The 21961-nt window shown below is 65.2% G+C and carries 11 protein-coding genes; 10 read left to right on the top strand and 1 reads right to left on the bottom strand.

Annotated elements, in window-relative coordinates; translation table 11 throughout:
- Positions 1–127 precede the first annotated feature (127 nt).
- From G5B40_RS12275 to G5B40_RS12235, 9 genes are all read left to right on the top strand, one after another.
- Complete coding sequence (locus G5B40_RS12275; RefSeq protein ID WP_165099041.1) at positions 128–856, top strand: SDR family oxidoreductase; 729 nt, start codon at positions 128–130, stop codon at positions 854–856.
- Positions 857–872: 16 nt separating this feature from the next.
- Positions 873–1733 (top strand): VOC family protein, encoded by an 861-nt coding sequence (locus tag G5B40_RS12270; protein WP_165099038.1) that lies wholly within the window; start codon positions 873–875, stop codon positions 1731–1733.
- Between the two features lie 491 nt (positions 1734–2224).
- Entirely contained in the window at positions 2225–3322 is a 1098-nt protein-coding gene (locus G5B40_RS12265; protein WP_165099035.1) for an acyltransferase family protein, read from the top strand.
- A gap of 376 nt (positions 3323–3698) precedes the next feature.
- Positions 3699–8669 carry a cadherin-like domain-containing protein gene (locus G5B40_RS12260; RefSeq protein WP_165099033.1) on the top strand — a complete coding sequence of 1657 codons (4971 nt, stop codon included), beginning with the start codon at positions 3699–3701 and terminating at the stop codon, positions 8667–8669.
- A 174-nt stretch (positions 8670–8843) separates the two neighbouring features.
- Complete coding sequence (locus G5B40_RS12255) at positions 8844–10364, top strand: hypothetical protein (protein ID WP_165099031.1); 1521 nt, start codon at positions 8844–8846, stop codon at positions 10362–10364.
- A gap of 376 nt (positions 10365–10740) precedes the next feature.
- The gene (locus G5B40_RS12250) at positions 10741–11916 is read left to right on the top strand and encodes an efflux RND transporter periplasmic adaptor subunit (RefSeq protein ID WP_165099029.1); all 1176 of its coding nucleotides are present in this window, start codon (positions 10741–10743) and stop codon (positions 11914–11916) included.
- Between the two features lie 6 nt (positions 11917–11922).
- Positions 11923–15072, top strand: coding sequence for an efflux RND transporter permease subunit (locus G5B40_RS12245; RefSeq protein WP_165099027.1), 3150 nt, complete (start codon positions 11923–11925; stop codon positions 15070–15072).
- Positions 15073–15348: 276 nt separating this feature from the next.
- Positions 15349–16440, top strand: coding sequence for an efflux RND transporter periplasmic adaptor subunit (locus G5B40_RS12240; RefSeq protein ID WP_165099025.1), 1092 nt, complete (start codon positions 15349–15351; stop codon positions 16438–16440).
- Entirely contained in the window at positions 16437–19532 is a 3096-nt protein-coding gene (locus tag G5B40_RS12235) for an efflux RND transporter permease subunit (protein ID WP_165099023.1), read from the top strand. Before G5B40_RS12240 ends, G5B40_RS12235 begins: the two co-directional genes overlap by 4 nt.
- Before the next feature lie 104 nt (positions 19533–19636).
- Here G5B40_RS12235 and G5B40_RS12230 read toward each other — a convergent pair whose 3' ends face one another.
- Positions 19637–20095: a phasin family protein gene (locus tag G5B40_RS12230; protein ID WP_165099021.1), complete on the bottom strand. Its 459-nt coding sequence runs from the start codon at positions 20093–20095 to the stop codon at positions 19637–19639.
- A gap of 313 nt (positions 20096–20408) precedes the next feature.
- Here G5B40_RS12230 and G5B40_RS12225 point away from each other — a divergent pair, with 313 nt between their 5' ends.
- Complete coding sequence (locus tag G5B40_RS12225) at positions 20409–21680, top strand: DUF445 domain-containing protein (protein WP_165099018.1); 1272 nt, start codon at positions 20409–20411, stop codon at positions 21678–21680.
- Positions 21681–21961: the final 281 nt, after the last annotated feature.

Raw genomic sequence — 21961 nt, 5'->3', positions numbered from 1 at the left:
ACGTGACGACTATCGCGATCATACGGCCGGCTTGTCAATCGCCGCTCTCCGGGCGCACCATGGCCACGCAGCGGGGCATGGCGCTTTTCGTCATGGCTCGGACGAAACGGTTGTGACCGAGGATGCGATGCGACAGGACATCAACGGGTGGACGATCTGGATCACGGGCGCGGGCTCGGGGATCGGCGCGGCGATGGCGCGCGCCTTCGCGGACGCCGGTTGCGTCGTCGCGCTCACCGCGCGCTCTCCCGACCCTCTGAATGCGCTTGCGGCGGAGATCACTGCCGCCGGCGGAACCGCCCTCGTCCATGCCGCCGACGTGCGCGACCGCGACGGCCTCGCCCGCATCGCGCGCGAAATCGCCGGTGAGACCGGGCGGCTCGATCTGCTCTGCAACAATGCCGGGTTGAACATCCCGAAGCGCCGCTGGGCGGAGATCGACTGGGAAAGCTGGGACGCGGTGATCGACGTGAACGTCAAGGGCGCGCTCAACGCCATCGCCGCGGCCCTGCCGATCATGCGCGCGCAAGGCGGCGGCGTCGTCATCAACACTTCGTCCTGGGCCGGCAGGTTCCACTCGGCGGCGGGCGGCGTGCCCTACGGCGCCTCCAAACATGCGTTGACCGACATCAGCGCCAGCCTGAACTCCGAGGAAGGCGCGAACGGCGTTCGATCCACCGCGCTTTGCCCGGCCGAGGTTGCGACGCCGCTCATGACTCGCCGCCCGGGCTACGACCCGGCCGCGGCGGCGGCGATGATACAGCCCGAAGACCTCGCCGACGCGGCTCTCTTCGTCGCCCGGATGAACCCCAATGTCGCCATCCACGAAATCGCCGTAGCACCCGTTCGCAGATAAGCCAGGAGCCTTCCCCATGACCCATCCCGTGAAGGGCGTCGATCACGTCTTCGTTCTGGTCGACAGTCTCGATGAGAGCCGCGACATCTACGCCCGGCTCGGCTTCACCCTGTCGCCGCGCGGCGTTCATAGCGCCAATAAGGGCGCGGCTAACCACACCATCATGTTTCCCGACGACTATTTCGAACTTCTGGGCCTGATCGCCGAAACCCCCGACAACCGCGGTCGCCGCGAGATGCTCGCGCGCGAAGGTCAGGGTCTGCACGCCGTCGCCTGCCGGATCGACGACGCCGACGGGGCGAAGACGGCGCTCGACGCGCTCGGGATCGCGACGGAGACGCCGACGGGCTTCTCCCGCCCGGTGCCGCTCCCTGGCGGCGGCGAGGCGATGGCGTCATTCCGCACGTTCCAGTTCAAGCCGGCGGAGGTTCCGCTCGGCATCTGCTTCATGTGCCAGCATCTGACGCGTGAGAATGTCTGGATTCCCCAACTGCTGCAGCATCCCAACAGCGCCAACGGACTCGCCGCAATCGTGGCGGCGACCGAGGACCCCGACGCGGCGGCGCGGAGCTTCGCGCGGCTTTTCGCAGCGGGGAAGGTTTCCGCCATCGAGGGCGGCGCGCGGGTGGAGACCGGCGCACGCTCCGCCCCGCTGGAAATCCTTGCGCGCGACGCGCTTGCGGCGCGCTATCCGGATTTCGACATGAGCGCGACCCCCCGGAGCGCCTACGCGGCGCTGCGGATCCGCGTCGCGGACATGGCGAAGGCGCGCGCCGCGCTGGACAGGGGCGGCTTCACGCCCGTTGAGACCGCGGCGGGACTCGCGGTCGGTCCGAAGGCCGCCTGCGGCGTGGTCCTCGAATTCGTCGCTGCTTGACCGGCACGTCGCCGGAAAGGGCGACGCCAGACGGCGATCGTGTCACGCCGGTTTCGCCCGGGACGCCGAGCCATCGGAAGGCCGGGTCACATCGCGGGCTTTCGCTCGATGGCCCGGCGCCGGACCGGCGCGTTGTGTTCGCTTGGACCGGGAAATCTCGATCAGCGCTCGCCGTCGGCCTTAGCCCGCATGGCCCCTGCTTCGCTCTGCAAGTTGCGGCGCAGCGCCTCGCGCCTGGATCCGGCGCCATCGGTTTCATTGCGGAACTCAGCCCGGCCGCAACCATGAACACGAAAATCTCGACGCGGCAGGCGCTTTCCCTCCGAACCAGGCCGCGGCCTTCGTGGAGGCGTCGCACCGCCGTGCGCGTTTAATCATTGACGTTCGCCAGTGTGACCGAGCAGAAATCATGCTCCGGCTGACCGGATTGCTTTTCAGGACTCAGAAAATTGGCGTCTGACAAGATACAAGCGATTCAAGGGCTGCGCGCCTTGGCGGTTCTTTCGGTCATTTTGTTCCATTGGTCTTTTCTGTTTCTCGGCTGGTCGGGCGTCTGGGTCTTCTTCGTCATATCAGGCTTTGTGATCACCCGCTCGCTGATCGGGTTGGACGAGGCCGAGATGCCGGCGCGTTCGAAGCTTGGCGTATTCTATCGCCGCAGGGCGCTGCGAATCCTGCCTCTCTATTTCGCCGTCATGCTGGCGGGCGCTCTGATCCTGATGCTCGAGGATCCGAGCGGCGGACGCCTCTGGGACCTGCGCATGAGCTTTGCGGCGCTGATTACGGCGACGGTGAATTTCCACCGAATGACGCCGGGCTACGAGGTCAACCTGATCTTTGACCACTTCTGGAGCCTTTCGATCGAGGAACACTTCTATTTCCTCATGCCGCTTGTGTTTCTCTATCTCAGCCGTCCCTGGCTGTCGTTGTTCCTGGCGGCGTGGCTGGTGATCGCGCCGCTGGTGAGGATCGGTCTCGCCGCGTATTTCGGTACGCCCGGCTCAGGCGAGCTGGTCTATCAGTTCTCGCTCGGTCATTTCGACGCGTTCTCCATCGGGGCGCTCATCGCGCTGAATGAGGAGCGGGTCCGCCAGGGGCGGATGCATGGGCCCTGGCTGTTGCTTCTGGTCTTCGGCGTGTTTCTGGCCTGGACCGTCATTGGGGCGCAGAGCCTGCTGCCGGGCGCCGTTCTTCGCCATTTCGTCGCGTCGTTCTCCGTCAATGCGGAGGGGGGCTGGCGGCCGTTTCTGACCTATTCCGTGCTGACCTACGGGTCCGCGGCCATCATCCTGTGCGTGCTGGAAGGACGGCGGTGGCTGGTGGCGCCGTTGAACAGCCGTTTCCTAGTCTACACCGGCAACCTGTCCTATGGCCTGTATCTTATCCATGTGCCGCTGCAGTATGTCTTCAACAAGATCTGGGGAACGACCTATCTGTTGCCCGTTGCAGAACGTCTGCCGCCTTTCACTCTTTATCTCGTGACGCTCTATGCGATCGCGCATCTGAGCTACTTCCATTTTGAAAAGCCGATGCAGAGGCTGGGCGGACCGAACACTCCGAAGGGACTGCGGAGCGACAGCGCTTCATGATGTCGGGGACTTTCACGCCCCTTGCGCGGCGCCGGCTCGTGGTCCGGGGCGCCGCGCATGCAGGGTGCGGAGATTGGTCGGCGGTTCGAGTTTTGATTGATTTCGCTTGCTGAAACTGCGACAATCGCGTCATTCAGGTGCATTTTTGCGTAAATGTTTTGAGTTGTGAATAACATGTCTGCCCTGGCGAACTGACGGAGAGTCGCCAGAGACAATCGCCAGCCGCGCCTCGTTTTCGGATACGTATCGCGCTGGTTCGATCCGATCCGCAAGCCCCTCGGCCAGAGGGAGCCTTTCGAGTTCATATGAGGTCGGGACGGTTTTTCGGTTTCATCCTGTTCGGTGTAGTTCGTGATTATTTCGGGGGGAAAGCGCAATGTGGGCGTCGGATGATTTCAGCGACGGTCTGAACGCGGCGTGGCGGATCGAGGGTCCATCGGGGATCTCGAGCGGCGTCGGGACGAGCGCGACGGACGGGTATCTGGAGCTTGTGACGCCGGACGGGAACTATGACGCCTGGCGCGTGAACAACAGCGCGCGGGCGCTGCAGGATATCGCGGACGAGGATTTCGAGGTCGAGGTCCGGTTTCTGAGCACGCCGACGGAGCGCTTCCAGATACAGGGCGTCCTTGTGGAGCAGGACGCGGACAACTGGCTGCGGTTCGACATTCATTCGGACGGGACGAACCTGCGCGTCTTCGCGGGGGTGACGGTCAATGGCTCGACCTCGGCGCGGGTGAACGCGACGGTTCCGGCGGGCAGTTCGGAATATCTTCAGGTGGCGCGGACGGGGGACGTCTGGACGTTCAGGTATTCGACGGACGGCGAGAACTGGACGACGGCGGTGAGCTTCGAGCAGGCGCTGACGGCGACGGCGGCGGGGGTCTTCGCGGGCAACGTGCTGGACGCGACGGGGTTCGTGGCGCAGGTGGACTACGTGGAGTTCTCGAGCGACCCGCTGGCGAGCGAGGACGGGACGATCACGCCGGTGAACCAGGCGCCGGCGGCGGCGGACGACGCGGCGGGGACGCTGGTGGACACGGACCTGGTCCTGGACATGGCCGCGGATCTTCTCGGCAATGACGGCGACCCGGACGGCGACCCGATCAGCGTGACGGAGCTGGGCGCGCCGGCGCATGGCGTGCTGACCGACAACGGCGACGGCACGCTGACCTATTCGCCCGACGCCGGCTACGAGGGCCCCGACAGCTTCACCTACACCATCAGCGACGGCGACCTGACCGACACCGCGACGGTGAACCTGACCGTGGCCGCGCAGCCGTCGGCCCCGTCGGCGGCGTCGGATGATTTCAGCGACGGTCTGAACGCGGCGTGGCGGATCGAGGGTCCATCGGGGATCTCGAGCGGCGTCGGGACGAGCGCGACGGACGGGTATCTGGAGCTTGTGACGCCGGACGGGAACTATGACGCCTGGCGCGTGAACAACAGCGCGCGGGCGCTGCAGGATATCGCGGACGAGGATTTCGAGGTCGAGGTCCGGTTTCTGAGCACGCCGACGGAGCGCTTCCAGATACAGGGCGTCCTTGTGGAGCAGGACGCGGACAACTGGCTGCGGTTCGACATTCATTCGGACGGGACGAACCTGCGCGTCTTCGCGGGGGTGACGGTCAATGGCTCGACCTCGGCGCGGGTGAACGCGACGGTTCCGGCGGGCAGTTCGGAATATCTTCAGGTGGCGCGGACGGGGGACGTCTGGACGTTCAGGTATTCGACGGACGGCGAGAACTGGACGACGGCGGTGAGCTTCGAGCAGGCGCTGACGGCGACGGCGGCGGGGGTCTTCGCGGGCAACGTGCTGGACGCGACGGGGTTCGTGGCGCAGGTGGACTACGTGGAGTTCTCGAGCGACCCGCTGGCGAGCGAGGACGGGACGATCACGCCGGTGAACCAGGCGCCGGCGGCGGCGGACGACGCGGCGGGGACGCTGGTGGACACGGACCTGGTCCTGGACATGGCCGCGGATCTTCTCGGCAATGACGGCGACCCGGACGGCGACCCGATCAGCGTGACGGAGCTGGGCGCGCCGGCGCATGGCGTGCTGACCGACAACGGCGACGGCACGCTGACCTATTCGCCCGACGCCGGCTACGAGGGCCCCGACAGCTTCACCTACACCATCAGCGACGGCGACCTGACCGACACCGCGACGGTGAACCTGACCGTGGCCGCGCAGCCGTCGGCCCCGTCGGCGGCGTCGGATGATTTCAGCGACGGTCTGAACGCGGCGTGGCGGATCGAGGGTCCATCGGGGATCTCGAGCGGCGTCGGGACGAGCGCGACGGACGGGTATCTGGAGCTTGTGACGCCGGACGGGAACTATGACGCCTGGCGCGTGAACAACAGCGCGCGGGCGCTGCAGGATATCGCGGACGAGGATTTCGAGGTCGAGGTCCGGTTTCTGAGCACGCCGACGGAGCGCTTCCAGATACAGGGCGTCCTTGTGGAGCAGGACGCGGACAACTGGCTGCGGTTCGACATTCATTCGGACGGGACGAACCTGCGCGTCTTCGCGGGGGTGACGGTCAATGGCTCGACCTCGGCGCGGGTGAACGCGACGGTTCCGGCGGGCAGTTCGGAATATCTTCAGGTGGCGCGGACGGGGGACGTCTGGACGTTCAGGTATTCGACGGACGGCGAGAACTGGACGACGGCGGTGAGCTTCGAGCAGGCGCTGACGGCGACGGCGGCGGGGGTCTTCGCGGGCAACGTGCTGGACGCGACGGGGTTCGTGGCGCAGGTGGACTACGTGGAGTTCTCGAGCGACCCGCTGGCGAGCGAGGACGGGACGATCACGCCGGTGAACCAGGCGCCGGCGGCGGCGGACGACGCGGCGGGGACGCTGGTGGACACGGACCTGGTCCTGGACATGGCCGCGGATCTTCTCGGCAATGACGGCGACCCGGACGGCGACCCGATCAGCGTGACGGAGCTGGGCGCGCCGGCGCATGGCGTGCTGACCGACAACGGCGACGGCACGCTGACCTATTCGCCCGACGCCGGCTACGAGGGCCCCGACAGCTTCACCTACACCATCAGCGACGGCGACCTGACCGACACCGCGACGGTGAACCTGACCGTGGCCGCGCAGCCGTCGGCCCCGTCGGCGGCGTCGGATGATTTCAGCGACGGTCTGAACGCGGCGTGGCGGATCGAGGGTCCATCGGGGATCTCGAGCGGCGTCGGGACGAGCGCGACGGACGGGTATCTGGAGCTTGTGACGCCGGACGGGAACTATGACGCCTGGCGCGTGAACAACAGCGCGCGGGCGCTGCAGGATATCGCGGACGAGGATTTCGAGGTCGAGGTCCGGTTTCTGAGCACGCCGACGGAGCGCTTCCAGATACAGGGCGTCCTTGTGGAGCAGGACGCGGACAACTGGCTGCGGTTCGACATTCATTCGGACGGGACGAACCTGCGCGTCTTCGCGGGGGTGACGGTCAATGGCTCGACCTCGGCGCGGGTGAACGCGACGGTTCCGGCGGGCAGTTCGGAATATCTTCAGGTGGCGCGGACGGGGGACGTCTGGACGTTCAGGTATTCGACGGACGGCGAGAACTGGACGACGGCGGTGAGCTTCGAGCAGGCGCTGACGGCGACGGCGGCGGGGGTCTTCGCGGGCAACGTGCTGGACGCGACGGGGTTCGTGGCGCAGGTGGACTACGTGGAGTTCTCGAGCGACCCGCTGGCGAGCGAGGACGGGACGATCACGCCGGTGAACCAGGCGCCGGCGGCGGCGGACGACGCGGCGGGGACGCTGGTGGACACGGACCTGGTCCTGGACATGGCCGCGGATCTTCTCGGCAATGACGGCGACCCGGACGGCGACCCGATCAGCGTGACGGAGCTGGGCGCGCCGGCGCATGGCGTGCTGACCGACAACGGCGACGGCACGCTGACCTATTCGCCCGACGCCGGCTACGAGGGCCCCGACAGCTTCACCTACACCATCAGCGACGGCGACCTGACCGACACCGCGACGGTCTCCATCGCGGTCGGGCCGGAAATCGACGTCTGGCATGGCGCCACGCAGGAGTTCGGCCATCTCGGCGTGCCGCAGAAATGGATCAATATCCTCGGGGACGTCTATATCGAGGGGCTGGTTTCGCTCAGCTACACGTTGAACGGCGGGGCCGAGAGGACACTGAGCGTCGGCCCGGACAACGCGCGCCTGCTCAACGCGGGCGATTTCAATATCGATATCGCCTATGACGAGCTTGATCCCACGGCGCAGGACGACGTTGTCAGCATCGTCGCACGCTACGATGGCGGCTCAGTCGTGACGCAGGACGTCACGGTTCAATACGAAGCGGGCGCGCATTGGAGCCCCGACTACTCTATCGACTGGTCCACGGTCGCGGATATCCGTGATGTCGCGCAGGTCGTCGATGGTCAGTGGGAGTTGACCGGGGACGGGTTGCGGATCGCAGATCCCGGCTATGACCGATTGGTGGTCATGGGCGACGATTCCTGGGACTTCTTCGAGGTTCAGGTCTCCGTCACCCCGCATGAGCTGGACGCTGTGGGGGGCGGTTTCGGCTTCGTGCCCTGGTGGAATGGGCACACCGACGACCCAGTTGCGGGCTGGCAACCCAAGACCGGGTGGGAGCCCTCCACCCTGTTGATTTACAACGGTCACTCCTGGACCCCCCATTTCGAGATCTACAACAATATCGGATCGACCAACTATGCGCTGGCCGAAGACGTAAAGTTCAACTTCACGATCCGGGTGGAGCAGTCGGGCGCCATCGACCGGACCTATAAGATGAAGGTCTGGGAAGACGGCGCGGAAGAGCCGACCGGCTGGCTGATGGACGAGACAGTCGCCTTCGATGCGCCCGCGACAGGGTCTTTCGGCCTTCTTGCCCATCTAACGGATGTGACGTTCCATGATATCACGATCACCGAGATCGAAGGCGGCGATGTGATGAAGGGCGGCGAGGGGAACGACGTGTTGTCCGCCGTCGATGTTTCGGACCCGTTGCCCGGTGCGGGAGAACTGGACGTGTTCCTGGGCGATGGCGGCGACGACGTGTTCGTTCTGGCGGATGGCGGCGCGGTTTTTTATGACGACGGCGACGCTGCTACGAACGGGCTCGAGGATTATGCATATATCTGGGACTTCTCGACAGGCGACACGATCAGGCTGGCCGGCGCAGCGCAGAATTACACCCTGACCGAGGACGAGGCGGGCCTGCCATCCGGCACGGCCATCTGGCTCGCCGGAGGGCAGGGAGAGGCGGACGAGCTTATCGCCGTGGTCAAGGACACCTACAATCTCGACCTCAACGCGGACGCGTTCCAGTTCACGGAAGGGCTCTGGGCCTGACCCGCGGGTTCAATCGCCCCGCCCCGGAGAATCTCGCCCCCGGGCCCCACTTGCACGGCCCCACTTGCACGAGGCGCCGGGCAGCGTAATGGCGGAGCGTGGTGATATCCTGATTCTGGAGGATATCGCCTTGCGGCCTTCAGGCGAGGTCGAGAGCGCGGGGCGGGTATGAAAATGTCACGAGCAGCCTTGTTCTGGGGGACGAGTATCTGCTGTCTCCTGGCGATCATCCTCCAGATCGGTATTCTGAACTCCGGCTTCACGGCGGCTTCAGCGGATGAAAGCGCGCGGGCGCTCATGGCGCGGGAGCTGGATTGGGAGACCGCGTTCACACCCTTCCTCTGGCCCCCGTTCTACCAGGTGGCGGTGGGGCTGTGGCTGAAGGTGCATCCGGACCTGTTCTATGGTCCGCGCGAAATGGCGATGCTTTTTGGCCTTCTGAGCCTCTGGGCGATGACGGCGCTGGCGTTGGAGCTGTTTCGCGACCGGGTGGTGGCCATGGTGACGGCCATTCTCGCGGTGTTCCTGCATCATCGGCTGCTGCTCTCCGTGGCGCCGATGTCCGAGATCTTCTTCAACTGTTTCGTGCTTTGGGGCGCATTCGGGCTGGCCCGGTTCGCGCGGCGCGCCCAGGCGGCGCTGATCTTCGCAGCGCTGATGTTCATGCTGTCGGGGACGGTCAGGTTCGAGGGCTGGTTCATATGTCTCGCCTTTGTCGCCCTTGTCCTGTGGCGTTTCATCAGCTCAGGGCGCGCTGGCTGGGGAAGTGCGCTTCTGTCTGTCGGGATCGCAGCGGCGTTCCCGCTCCTATGGGTAGGGCTCTCCTTATACCACTATGGCGATCTGAGCGGCGTTACCGCCGCGCGGGACCAGAATATTACGGTCGAGACATCCTCGGTGGAGATCCTGCGCAACAGCCATCTTCTGCGATTTCTGAGCGATGCGCTGCGTTCGGCCTTGATCCTCGGGCTGATCGCCGCCTTCGCATCGTTCCGGTATCTGCCGCGCACGCGCCCGGTGATCGCGGTCGCGGCGCTGGGGATGGGGTTTGCGACCCTTGCGGCCGTGGCGACGGGCAGCAATCCTCTGGCCGCGCCCTGGCGTATCGCCGGCGCCTGGGTCAGCCAACTCGTCCCGTTCACCGCAATGGCGCTCGTGTGGCTGGCGCATAAGGCGGGCGCCGCCTTCCGCCTGCCGGTTCTGGCGGCCGGGGTTGCGCTGTCTGTTGCGAGCCTCGCCTGGAGCGGGTGGCAGATCGTCGAGCGGCGGCTGGCGTCGCCGTTCAATTTCGACGCGGACATCCTGGCCCTGCGCGACGCCGCCGGGAACAGCCTCGACCCTGCGACCGCGCGGGTCCTGGTGGATAGCGACAAGGTATTCTTCCTTGATGTGGTGGTCGCGCTGAATCGCCCCGCCGCCACGGAATTCACGACCGGGACCGACCCTGTCGGTATCGCGCTCCATATCGGGGCCAAGGATTACTGGCGGACAGCCGAGACGCCGGAGGCGAGGGAGATATACGCCAAGTATATCGCGCCCAGGTTTGATCTTGCGGCGGGCGTGGACGCGCTTGCCGATCGCGGCATCCGGTTTGTGATCCTGATGGATGGGCCGTTGAGCGCGCGTGTCGCGGAAATGGAAGGCCTCGCCTACCGCGGCGCCTACGGGCCGTGGCGTCTGTTTGAACGACAGTGAATTTGAACGACAGTGAATGCGCGGCGCCAAGCGCCGTTGCGCGTGACCCGATTCCCATGCGGTTGAACTTCGCCCGCGGGATCGGCGCATGTCAGGCGCGCGAGTGATCGCCGGACCGGGCCGGGCGGTCAGCGCATCCGGCGGATTTGCCCCTCATGTCACGGGTCTGTCAGGTTCGGCGCGATATTGGCGAACCGAAGGGCGCCAGGCCGCTATTCCGTATTCACATCGGACATCGCGCAATTCATCCGCGCCCTTCAGGCGGTTAAACCGTGTCGAATTTTTTCGATGCGGGTCGAAATTATTCAGGAGCTGTGGCTAAGTTCCGCCCCGGCTTGCGAGTAGGCGCCGGAATCAGGACGGGCGGGAGCAGAACATGACGGAGAATCGATTTTCGCGTCACGCCGGCGCTATCGCGCTGGTCGCGGCGCAGGTGTTGATCGCAGGATGTTTCCTCGTCTCTCCTCCGGCGTCCGCGCAACAGGCGGGGCCTCCCCCGGCGGTGACGGTTGCGCCGGTCACCAGCGCGCTCGTCGGTGAAAAGCGGACGTTCACCGGGCGCGTCTCCGCCGTCGAGAAGATCGAGATCGAACCGCGGGTCTCGGGGTTTGTCGAAAGCCGCCCCTTCGTGGAGGGCGGCGTGGTGGCGAAGGGCGACACGCTGTTCACGATCGAGAGCGGCGCCTATGAAGCCACGGTCATGGAGATACAGGGCCAGATCAAATCGGCCGAGGCCGAAAAGACCCTCGCCGACATCGAATACACCCGGCAAAGCACGCTGCTCAAACAGGGCAATGTCGCGGAAGCGGTCGTCCAGCGGGCCGAGGCCGAGCGCGGCAAGATCGAGGGAACGCTGCTGCAGCTTCAGGGAAGTCTTCAGCGCGCTGAGCTGGACCTCTCGTACACCAAGATCGTCGCGCCAACCGACGGTAGGATCGGCCTGGCGAGCGTCGATGTCGGTGATTTCGTTACGTTAGGCGATCCGCCGCTTGCGATCCTGACCAGCGTTGACCCGATAAACGTCCTTTTCCCCATTGACGAGGCGACGCTCCTCGATGCGCGCGCGCGCTATCCCGAGGAGACGGCGAAAAATGTGATCGTCGAGCTGACGCTTGCGAATGGTCAGGAATATGATTCGAAAGGATCACTCGACTTTATCGACGTGGAAGTTCAGCAGGGCACCGATACGATCACGCTCCGCGCATCGTTCGCCAACCCGGAAGGGCGCCTGATCGACGGGCAGCTGGTGAATGTGACCGTGCGTGGAGAAGCGGATGAACCCTCGCTCACCATTTCGCCGCAAGCGCTGCAGAAGGATCAGGCGGGCTATTTCGTCCTCGTGGTGGGGGATGACGGGGTGGTCGAGAAACGGCAGGTCGAGATGGACCGCGTGGCCGGCGCCGTGGCGGTGATCAAGAGCGGGCTGAAGGAAGGCGAGATGGTGATCACCGAAGGGCTGAATAAGGCCCGTCCGGGCGAGAAGGTCGACGCCGCGCAAGCGGATGGAAAAACCGCAGCAGACCCGGCCGGGGCGCCGGCCGCCAAAGAGTAGCGCGCCATGATCTCCAGCATCTTCATCTCCCGGCCGAGATTCGCGCTGGTCATCTCCATCGTGCTGACCCTCGCGGGGTTGATCTCGCTCACCCGCATGCCGGTCGAACAGTTCCCGGATATCGTGCCGCCGCAGGTGCAGGTCACCGCTTCCTATCCCGGCGCCGACGCCTCGGTGGTGGAAGCGACCGTCGCCCAGCCGCTGGAGCAGCAGATCGTCGGCGTCAGCGACATGCTCTACATGAGCTCCACCAGCGGCGCCGATGGCAGCTACACCCTGACCGTCACCTTCGAGTCCGGCACCGACCCCGATATCAACACCGTCAATGTGCAGAACCGGGTGGCGCAGGCTTCGTCGCTTCTGCCGGCGGAGGTCACGCAGGCGGGTGTCAGCACCAAGAAGAAAACCTCGGCGCTGCTTCAGGTGATCGCGATCACCGATAGCGAGGGCCGGTACGACAACCTCTTTCTGTCGAACTTCACCACCATCAACGTGCTCGACAGCATCAAGCGGGCGGAAGGCGTCGGCGACGCGACCATGTTCGGCGCGCAGGACTATTCGATGCGCATCTGGCTCGATGTGGACCGGCTGACAGGCCTCGGCATGACGCCGAACGACGTTGTCGCCGCGCTCAAGTCGCAAAACGTGCAGGCGGCGGTCGGGCAGATCGGCGCGCAGCCGATGACGGAGGACCCGCTCTTTCAACTGAACATAACGACAAAGGGCCGCCTGACCTCGGTTGCGGAATTCGAGAACGTCGTGGTTCGGGCGGAAACCGACGGTTCGTTCATCCGCGTGAAGGATATCGGACAGGTCGAACTTGGCGCGAAAAGCTCGAGTTCGACCGCGCTCTTCAACGGCCAGCCGACGGCGATGGTCGGCATCTATCTCGCGCCGGGGGCCAACGCGCTCAATACCGCGAAAAACGTCCGGACGAATATCGAGCGCCTCGAATCCACCTTCCCGGAGGGAGTTCAGTGGCAGATCCCCTATGACACGACCGAGTTCGTGCAGGCCAGCATAGACGAAGTGCTGATCACCCTGGTCGAGGCGTTCATCCTCGTGGTGCTGGTGGTCTATCTGTTTCTCGGCAGCGTCCGCGCGACGATCATCCCGCTCATCGCGGTGCCGGTCTCGCTGATTGGCGCGCTCGCCTTCATGCTGGCGCTCGGCTTGTCGCTGAACACCATCTCCATGCTCGCGCTCGTCCTCGCCATCGGCATCGTCGTCGACGACGCCATCGTGGTGATCGAGAATGTCGAAGCCGTGATGGAGGCGCGGCCGGAATTGTCGGTCCCCGACGCGACGCGCGAAGCGATGAAGGAGATCACCGCGCCGATCATCGCGATCACGCTCGTCCTGCTTTCGGTCTTCGTGCCTGTCGCATTCGTGCCGGGGATCAGCGGCACGATGTTCCAGCAGTTCGCCGTCGCCGTCTCCTTCGCCATGGTGATCTCGGCGATCAACGCCCTGACGCTGAGCCCCGCGCTCTGCGCCATACTGCTGAAGCCCCATACCGGCCCGAAACGCGGCCCGCTCGGCTGGTTCTCGCGCCAGATCGACCGTGTGCGGGATGGATATGGCAAGGTGGCGGGCGCGATCGCGCGTCGCGCGATCCTTGGGGTCGTGCTCCTCGGTTTTGCGATTTTCGGAGCCGGCGCGCTCTTCAAGCTGACGCCATCGGGTTTCCTGCCCATCGAGGATCAGGGGGCCTATTTCGTTGAAGTTCGGCTCCCGGAGGGCGCTTCGACCAACCGCACCAACGAGGTGATGAAGGACGTCCAGCGTGTCATGGCGGGCGCGCCGGGTGTCGCGAATGTTTTCACGGTCAGCGGTTACAGCTTTCTCGACGGGATCGCGAAGTCCAACGGAGGCTTCGCCATCGCGATGATGAAGCCTTTCGGCGAGCGCGAGGATCCGGCGGATTCGGTCAACGCGTCGCTTGCATATTCCTACCGCACATTCGCGGCCGTGCGGCAGGCGCAGGCGATTCCGTTCAACCTGCCGCCGATCATCGGTCTGGGCACCGGTTCGGGCTTTGAATACCAGTTGCTCGACCTTCGGGGTGGAGAAGTGAATGACCTCGCCGCGGCGGCTGGCGGCATGATGGTCGCCGCCAATCAGGATGAGCGCCTCGCCAATGTCTTCACGACCTTCAACGCCGCGTCTCCGCAGCTTCGTCTCGATCTGGATCGCGAGCGGGTTCAGACGCTCGGGGTGGAGGTGGGCGATGTGTTCTCGGCGATGCAGACCACGCTTGGCGGGTTTTATGTGAACGACTTCAATCTTTTCGGCCGGACCTGGCAGGTGCGCGTGCAGGCGCGGCAATCCGACCGTGCGGCGGTGTCCGATATCTCCCGCATCCATGTGCGCAACACGAATGGTGAAATGGTGCCTATCGCGGCGGTGGCGAAGGTCTCGCTCGTGCTCGGCCCGCAGGCGATCACCCGCTACAACAACTACCGCACGGTGAAACTCAATGGCGGGCCGGCGCCGGGCTTTTCCTCCTCCGAATCGATTGCGGCGATGGAGGAGATCTCCGCCGAGACCTTGCCTTCCGGATTCGGTTTCGACTGGACCGGCACGGCGCAGCAGGAGAAGGAGGCGGCGGGCAAAACCACCGCTGTGCTCGTTCTTGCCGTGCTCTTCGCCTATCTCTTTCTGGTCGCGCTCTATGAAAGCTGGACCATTCCGGTGGCTGTGCTGCTCTCGGTGTCCGTCGCGGTCTGCGGGGCGCTGGGCGGGTTGCTGTTCTTCGGGCTCGACAACAATCTCTACGCGCAGATCGGGCTCGTGGTCCTGATCGCGCTCGCGGCGAAGAACGCGATCCTGATCGTCGAGTTCGCGATGGAGCGCCGCGCACACGGCATGCCGATCATCGACGCGGCGACAGAAGGGGCGAAAGCCCGCTTCCGGGCGGTGATGATGACCAGCCTGGCCTTCATCGCCGGGCTTTTCCCGCTGGTTCAGGCGACTGGCGCTTCGATGCTCGCGCGCAAGGGCGTTGGCGTTCCCGTGTTCTCCGGCATGATTGCGGCGGCGCTCGTCGGCATCTTCATCATCCCGGCGCTCTACGTCGTCGCCCAGTGGTCCCGTGAGAAGGTTCACCGGCTGATCGGCAAGCCGATAGGACCGGAGACCGCCGGGGAAGAGTGATGAAGGGCCCGCCCATCACCGCTCTTTCGAGGGCGGCCGGAAACACCGGCGCGAACGCGAAGTCGAAGCCAGAGATTCGCTTGCATCGATTTTCCGCCGCCCCGCGCCGGATTCGGGCGCATCGCGCGTGTAGACGCTGTGCGGGCGCGCGCTGGTGAGAGGTTGTCGACCTCGACGTCCGCCCGCGATATATTGACCTTGGGCGGCATCGGCCGCCGCCCGGGGTGACCTGCGCGGCGCAGTGGGCGCGCCGCCCGGGTGAATTCGGAGCGGTGAATGGCGATCTGGCGGCAAGTGCTGATTCTTGTTGTGCTGAGCGGCCTCGGCTACGCCGGGCTACTCGGCTACCAGCGTTATTTCGAGGCGGCGGAAGCGACCGAGTCCGGCGCTCGCGGTCCGCGCACCGCCTCCGTGGAGATCGCGATCGCCGAGGTCGTGACGCTGGAGCGCACTGTTGAGGCGGTCGGAACGACCCGCGCGCGCCAATCGGTGGAGATCACGCCGCTCGCCTCCGGACGCCTCGTGGAGCTTGCGATCGCGCCTGGCGACGCGGTCGCGGCGGGGGCTGTGCTCGCGCGGCTCGACGACGAGATCCAGCGCGCGGATCTCACCGAAGCCGAAGCCCTTGTCGACGAGCAGCGCCGGGCGACCGAGCGCGCGGAGCAATTGCGCCGCAGTCGGGCGATCGCGGCGAGCTCGCTCGAACAGGCGCACGCGCGTCTCGCCGTCGCCGAAGCGACCCTCAATCGCGCCCGGCGACGGTTGGAGGACCGGGTGATCCGCGCGCCCTTCGCGGGACATGTCGGGCTGACCGATGTCGATATCGGCGCGCGCGTCGACGATGACGACGTCCTGACCCGGCTGGACGATTTGAGCGAGATCGAGGTCGAGTTTTCGCTGCCGGAGACGCTTTTCGCCGAAATCGCGCTCGGAATGCCGATCGCCGCGACGAGCGCCGCCTTCGCGGATCGAGTCTTCGCGGGGGAGGTCTCTGCGATCGATAGCCGCGTCGATCCGGTCGGGCGTTCGTTCAAGGTGCGCGCGACGATCCCCAATCCCGATAGCGAGCTTCCCGCGGGGATGTTCATGTCGCTCTCGCTCACCCTGTCGGCCAAGGAATCGCTCGTGGTTCCCGAAGAAGCCATCGTGACGCAGGCTGCCGACATGTTCGTATTCGTCGTGGAGGATGGCAGGGCGATGCGCCGCGCCGTCAAGACCGGGCTCAGGAAATCCGGCGTCATCGCCATCGAGTCTGGACTCGCGAATGGCGACGCGGTGATCACCCGCGGATTGCAGAGCGTACGCGACGGCGCGGCGGTGAAAGTGATCGGCGGCGTCGCGTCGGCCGAAGAGACGCCGAAATCATGACGCTTTCCGACATTTCCGTTCGCCGGCCGGTTCTGGCGGCGGTTGCGAGCTTGCTGATCCTGGTGTTCGGCGCTTCCGCGCTCATGGAGCTGCCGATCCGGGAACTGCCCGATGTCGACACCGCCGTGGTCACCGTCACCACGCAGTATCGCGGCGCCGCATCGGAAGTCGTCGACACCGATATCACCGAGACCATCGAAGGCGCGATCTCCACCATCGCCGGCATCCGGTCGATCAGTTCCCAAAGCCGGCAGGGGCGTAGCCGCACCGTGATCGAATTCGAGACCGGGCGCGATGTCGATATCGCCGCGAACGATGTGCGGGACGCGGTTGGGCGGGTGCTGGGCCAGTTGCCCGAAGAGGCCGAACAGCCCCAGGTGGTCAAGAGCGACGCGGACGGCGACCCGGTGATCCGGCTCGCCATCACTTCGACGCGGATGACGACGGCGGAGATCACCGATTATGTCGATCGCTACATCACCGACAGGATCTCGACCATCGACGGCGTCGCCACCGTGGACATCTATGGCGAGCGGCCCTTCGCGGTGCGTATCTGGCTGGATCGGCGGGCGCTGGCGGCGCGCAACCTGACCGTCGCCGATGTCGAGGCCGCGCTCTTGCGCAACAATCTTGAACTCCCGGCCGGCGAGGTGAAGTCGGTCGAGCGCCAGCTCACCGTGCGGCTCAACAGCCGGCTGCGCTCGATCGACGATTTCCGCGATATCGTCATTGACCGGGTCGCCGGCTACCCGGTGCGGCTCGGCGATGTCGCGCGCGTCGCGCCTGGGGTCGAGGACGACAGCACTATCGTGCGCTCGGACGGGGCGGACGCCATCGGCGTCGCGATCCTGCGCCAGAGTCAGGCGAACACGCTGGCGATATCCAAGGCGGTGCGCGCCGAGATCGCCGAGATCGCCGACACGCTGCCGGAAGGCATGGCGATCTCCATTGGTTCAGACGACGCGATTTTTGTCGGCGCCTCTATCCGCGAGGTGACGCGGGCGCTGATGATTTCGCTCGGGCTGGTGATCCTGGTGATCCTGCTTTTCCTGCGTTCGGTTCGCGCGACGCTGGTGCCGGCGATCACCATTCCGGTCGCGCTTGTCGGCTGTTTCATCCTGATCGGGGCTTTCGGTTTCTCGATCAACACGCTGACGCTGCTTGCGCTTCTGCTCGCCATCGGTCTGGTGGTGGACGACGCCATCGTGGTGCTGGAGAACATCCAGCGCCGCATCGAGGAAGGTGAAAGCCCGCTCGCGGCCAGTTTTCGCGGCGCGCGGCAGGTTACATTCGCAGTCATGGCGACCTCGGTGACGCTGATCGCGGTGTTCGTTCCGCTATCATTTCTACCGGGGCAGGTCGGGCGGCTTTTCGTGGAGTTCGGCTTCGTGATGGCGAGCGCGGTGGCGATCTCCACCTTCGTCGCGCTGACCGCCTGCCCAGCGCTCGCCTCAAAGGTCCTCTCCGCGCGGCGTGAGCGGAAGGCGGGCGCTTCGCCAAGCCGCGAAGGGCCGCTTCTGAGGCTTTACCGGCGTCTGCTGACCGGCGCGCTGAGGGCGCCTCTCGTCATCGTCGCCGTCACCGTCGCGGTAACCCTCGGCGCGGTCCCGATCTACGAAAGCCTGCCGCGCGAGTTGACCCCGCCGGAGGATCGCGGGGTTGGTTTCGTGCCGTTGACCGCGCCGCAGGGCTCGACGCTGGAGCATACCGACATCGCCGCGCGGCAGGTCGAGGAGATATTGACGCCGTTCCGCGAGAGCGGCGAAATCGCCGCGATCTTCACCTTTTCCGGGAGTTATGGCCGCGCCTATCGTTCCTTTGTCGTATTTCGCCTCGCTCCTTGGGAAGAGCGCGAACGCAACATCGCCGATATCGTCCGCGATATCGCGCCCCAGATGGGTCGGGTGACCGTCGCGCGCGGCTTTCCGGTGACGCCGGCCGGGCTCGGCCTGCGCGGCTCCTCCACGCCGGTCCGCATCGTGATCGGCGGTCCGGATTTCGAAAGCGTGAAGATCTGGGCCGCGAAGATGCTTGAGGCGGCGAAAACCAATCCCGGCCTGGTGAACCCGGAGATCGACTACGAGGAGAATCTGCCGCAACTCGATGTCGAGATCGACCGGCGCCGCGCCGACGATCTCGACATTTCGGCGGAGACGATCGCCTCCACTCTGCAGACCATGCTGGCGTCGCGCGAGGTCACAGGCTTCGTCACCCGCGGGCGGGAATACCCCGTTCTTCTGCAGGCGGAGGACGCCGATCGGCGCACCCCTTCCGACATCGCCAACATCTTCGTGCGGTCCGGCGACGGGGAGACGCTGGTGCCGCTCGGCGCGCTGGTCACGCTGACCGAGAACGCCGCCGCGCCCTCATTGCGCCGCTACGATCGGCTGCCCTCGATTCAGCTATCGGCCGCGCTGGCGGAAGGCTACGATCTCGGGGCGGCGCTGAGCGCGCTGGAGGATACGGCGCGGGAGATATTGCCGGCCGAAGCGCAGCTCAGTTACGAAGGGCAATCGCGCGCATTCAAGGATAATGCCGCCGGCGCGGGCTACGTCTTCGGGCTGGCGCTTCTCATCGTCTTTCTGGTGCTCGCTGCGCAATTCGAGAGCTTCGTGCACCCGATCGCGATCATGCTCACGGTGCCCATCGGCCTCGCCGGCGCGATCTACGCGATGGCGCTCGGCGGCTTGTCGCTGAACATCTACAGTCAGATCGGGGTCATTCTGCTGATCGGACTGGTGGCCAAGAACGGGATCCTGATCGTAGAGTTCGCCAACCAGCTTCGGGATGAAGGGCGCGATGTGCGCCGGGCCGTGATCGACGCGTCGGTGCTTCGGGTCCGGCCCATAATGATGACCTCGGTCGCCACCGTGCTCGGGGCGCTTCCTCTTGTTCTGGCGAGCGGCGCTGGCGCCGAAAGCCGGATCGCCATCGGCAGCGTGATCGTCGCCGGCCTGTCGCTGGCCACGGTTCTGATGCTCTTCGTGACGCCCGTGCTCTACGACATTCTGGCGCGCTTCACGACGCCAAGAGGAACCATCGAGAAAATGCTGGAGCGGGAGATCGGCGGGCGCCCGACGCCGGGCGAATAGCGCCACGCCGGAGGGGCGCTGCGGCGGTCCTGCGGACGAAAACGGCCCGCCCCGATGGGGCGGGCCGTGTCCTCTCACTGTCCGGTATTCGACTGGCTGAAAGCTCAGGCGGCTTTCTGGCCATGGGACCACGCGCCGGAGACACCCTCGCGGATCGCGTCTACGCCTTCGGCCACGACGTCGCGCGTCGCGCTGACGGCGTTGCGGGCGCGGTCGTAATTCGCGGTCGCGTTATCGCGGGCGAAATCGATCTGGATCTGCGCGGCTTCGGCCAGGGTTTTCGCCTGCGCCACTTTCTCGGCCGTGCTGATCGCGTGAACGAGGTTCGAGCGGGTCGCGTCCGCGACTTCGCCGAGAATGCCGACATAGCCGGTCACGAGCCGGTTCATCGTCTTCTCAAGGCCGGAGTTGAACTTGGAGACGCCCTCATAAGCGCTGTCGGTCCGCTCCCTGGCGGAGGCGGCGGTGCGCTGCACGTACTCGCGCGCGCCATCGGCGATTTTCGTCGCGCCGGCATTCGGCTCGGTCTTCTTGGCGGTGGTTTTCTTTCTGGTCGTGGTCATCTCTATAATCCATTCTTGCTGGAAGCCATGGTGCTCGCCCGTCCGCTTCGTGGCCCGGGACAAGGCGTATATAGGCGATGTGTTCGCATATGCAACATATTTTGCAATCGCTGTGTGCAATGGCTTATGTGCCAAAAAATTAATTTGTTACAATAAAATAGGGGTGCTCATCCATTTTTCGTCGTCATGCGCGCGGCAGACTTGAACGTTGCATGTGAAAAAATGATGCGATGCAGCATGGGCGGCGTAGGGCCCGCAACCTATATATGATGACATCGGCCCTTGCCCGGGCCCCCACTGCGAATGGCGGAACGTGGTCACGCGACTCGGCACCGATGAACGGCGCAAGCTGGAGGAGTTGCGCAAGGTAAAGCGCCTCGCCACGTTGGCGCTCGCTTTCTGTCTAGCGCTCCTGGTCGCGGCGAAGCTCCTGACGCCGTTCTCACCCGCCTTCGTCTACCTCGCCGCCTTCGCGGAGGCGGCGGCGATCGGTGGAATTGCGGACTGGTATGCCATCGTCGCGATCTTCCGCCGGCCGCTCGGCCTGCCGATTCCGCACACCGCGATTATCCCGCGCAATCAGGATCGCATCGGCGACAATCTCGGCGCCTTCATTGAAAGGAACTTCCTCGCGCCGGAACCCGTCGTCAGGAAGCTTCGCGAGGTCGACTTCGCGGAGGAGATGATCCGCTGGCTGGGCGCACGCGACCGGTCCGAGGGCCTTGCCCGGTTCGTCGCGCGCCTCGCGCCACAGATGATGGCCGCGATGGAGGAGACGGGGCTGAAGGAATTCGCCGCCGAGCGCGTCATGAGACAGCTTCGTGACGCCGATATCGCGCCTTTGGTGGTGGAGCTTATGGACGGCATGGCCCGGGACGGCCGGCATCAGAAGCTGTTGGATGAAGTGATTTCCGCGCTCCACCGCTTTCTCAATGACAAGGATGCGATCGAGGCGATCCGCAAGAAGGTGGCCGAGGAGCTGCCGACCGTTCTCAATTTCTTCCGCGCGGACACGATCATCTTGCGCCGGATTCTTCGAACCGCGAGCGCGCTGATGGAGGATGTGCGCAAGGATCCCGAACATGAACTGCGCGCCGAATTCGAGCAATTCTTCCGCGCCTATCTTCGCCGGCTGAAACGCTCGCCGCAATTTCGCGCGCGGATTGAAGCGGCGAAGGCGCAGATCCTGTCGCGCCCCGAACTTGGCGCCGTGGCCGATCAGATGTGGGCCAGCCTTCGCACCTATGTGCAAGAGGACGCGACGGCGGAGACTTCGGTGCTGGCCGAACGGCTGACCGGACTCTTCATGGATATCGCCCGCAATCTGGAGACCGAGCCGAAGCTTCGCGCCGATATCAACGAAGGCGTCGTAACGGCGGTTTCCGCTTTCATCGCGGAGCAGAAACAGGCGGTTTCTGGCTTTGTCGCCGATCAGGTGAAAGGCTGGGATTTTGCGCAGCTGACCCTGTTGATCGAGGCGAATATCGGTCGCGATCTGCAATATATCCGCTTCAACGGCATGCTGATCGGCGGGCTGGCCGGGCTTTGCCTGCACGTGCTTCTGGCCGACATCCTCGGCGTTTGATCTTCGGCTCTCGTTCCTCCATGCCGGGCCGAGACGCCAAGAGCCGCTGCTTCCGCAGGAGATAGTGGCGATGGCCGGCCGCGCCACGTGGAATCCGGTTTCCGAAATATTCAGGAAGTTCGCCGCCGATTTCGATCCGCCAACGCCCGAGATCGCCGACATGACGTGAAACGCCGACAAAGGGGGCGACCAGGCGGCGGCGCCGGGTCATCGGGCGTCCTGGGTGTTCGCCAGTCCGTCCGGGCCCAGCATCGTCGCGCCTGCGGCGGCCTGTTTCATCG

Origin of the sequence: Pikeienuella piscinae (genome assembly GCF_011044155.1) — a bacterium.
In the GTDB taxonomy this organism is placed as follows: Bacteria; Pseudomonadota; Alphaproteobacteria; order Rhodobacterales; family Rhodobacteraceae; genus Pikeienuella; species Pikeienuella piscinae.
Note: the sequence above shows the minus strand (reverse complement) of the source record. Positions and strands in the feature narration are given on the sequence as shown.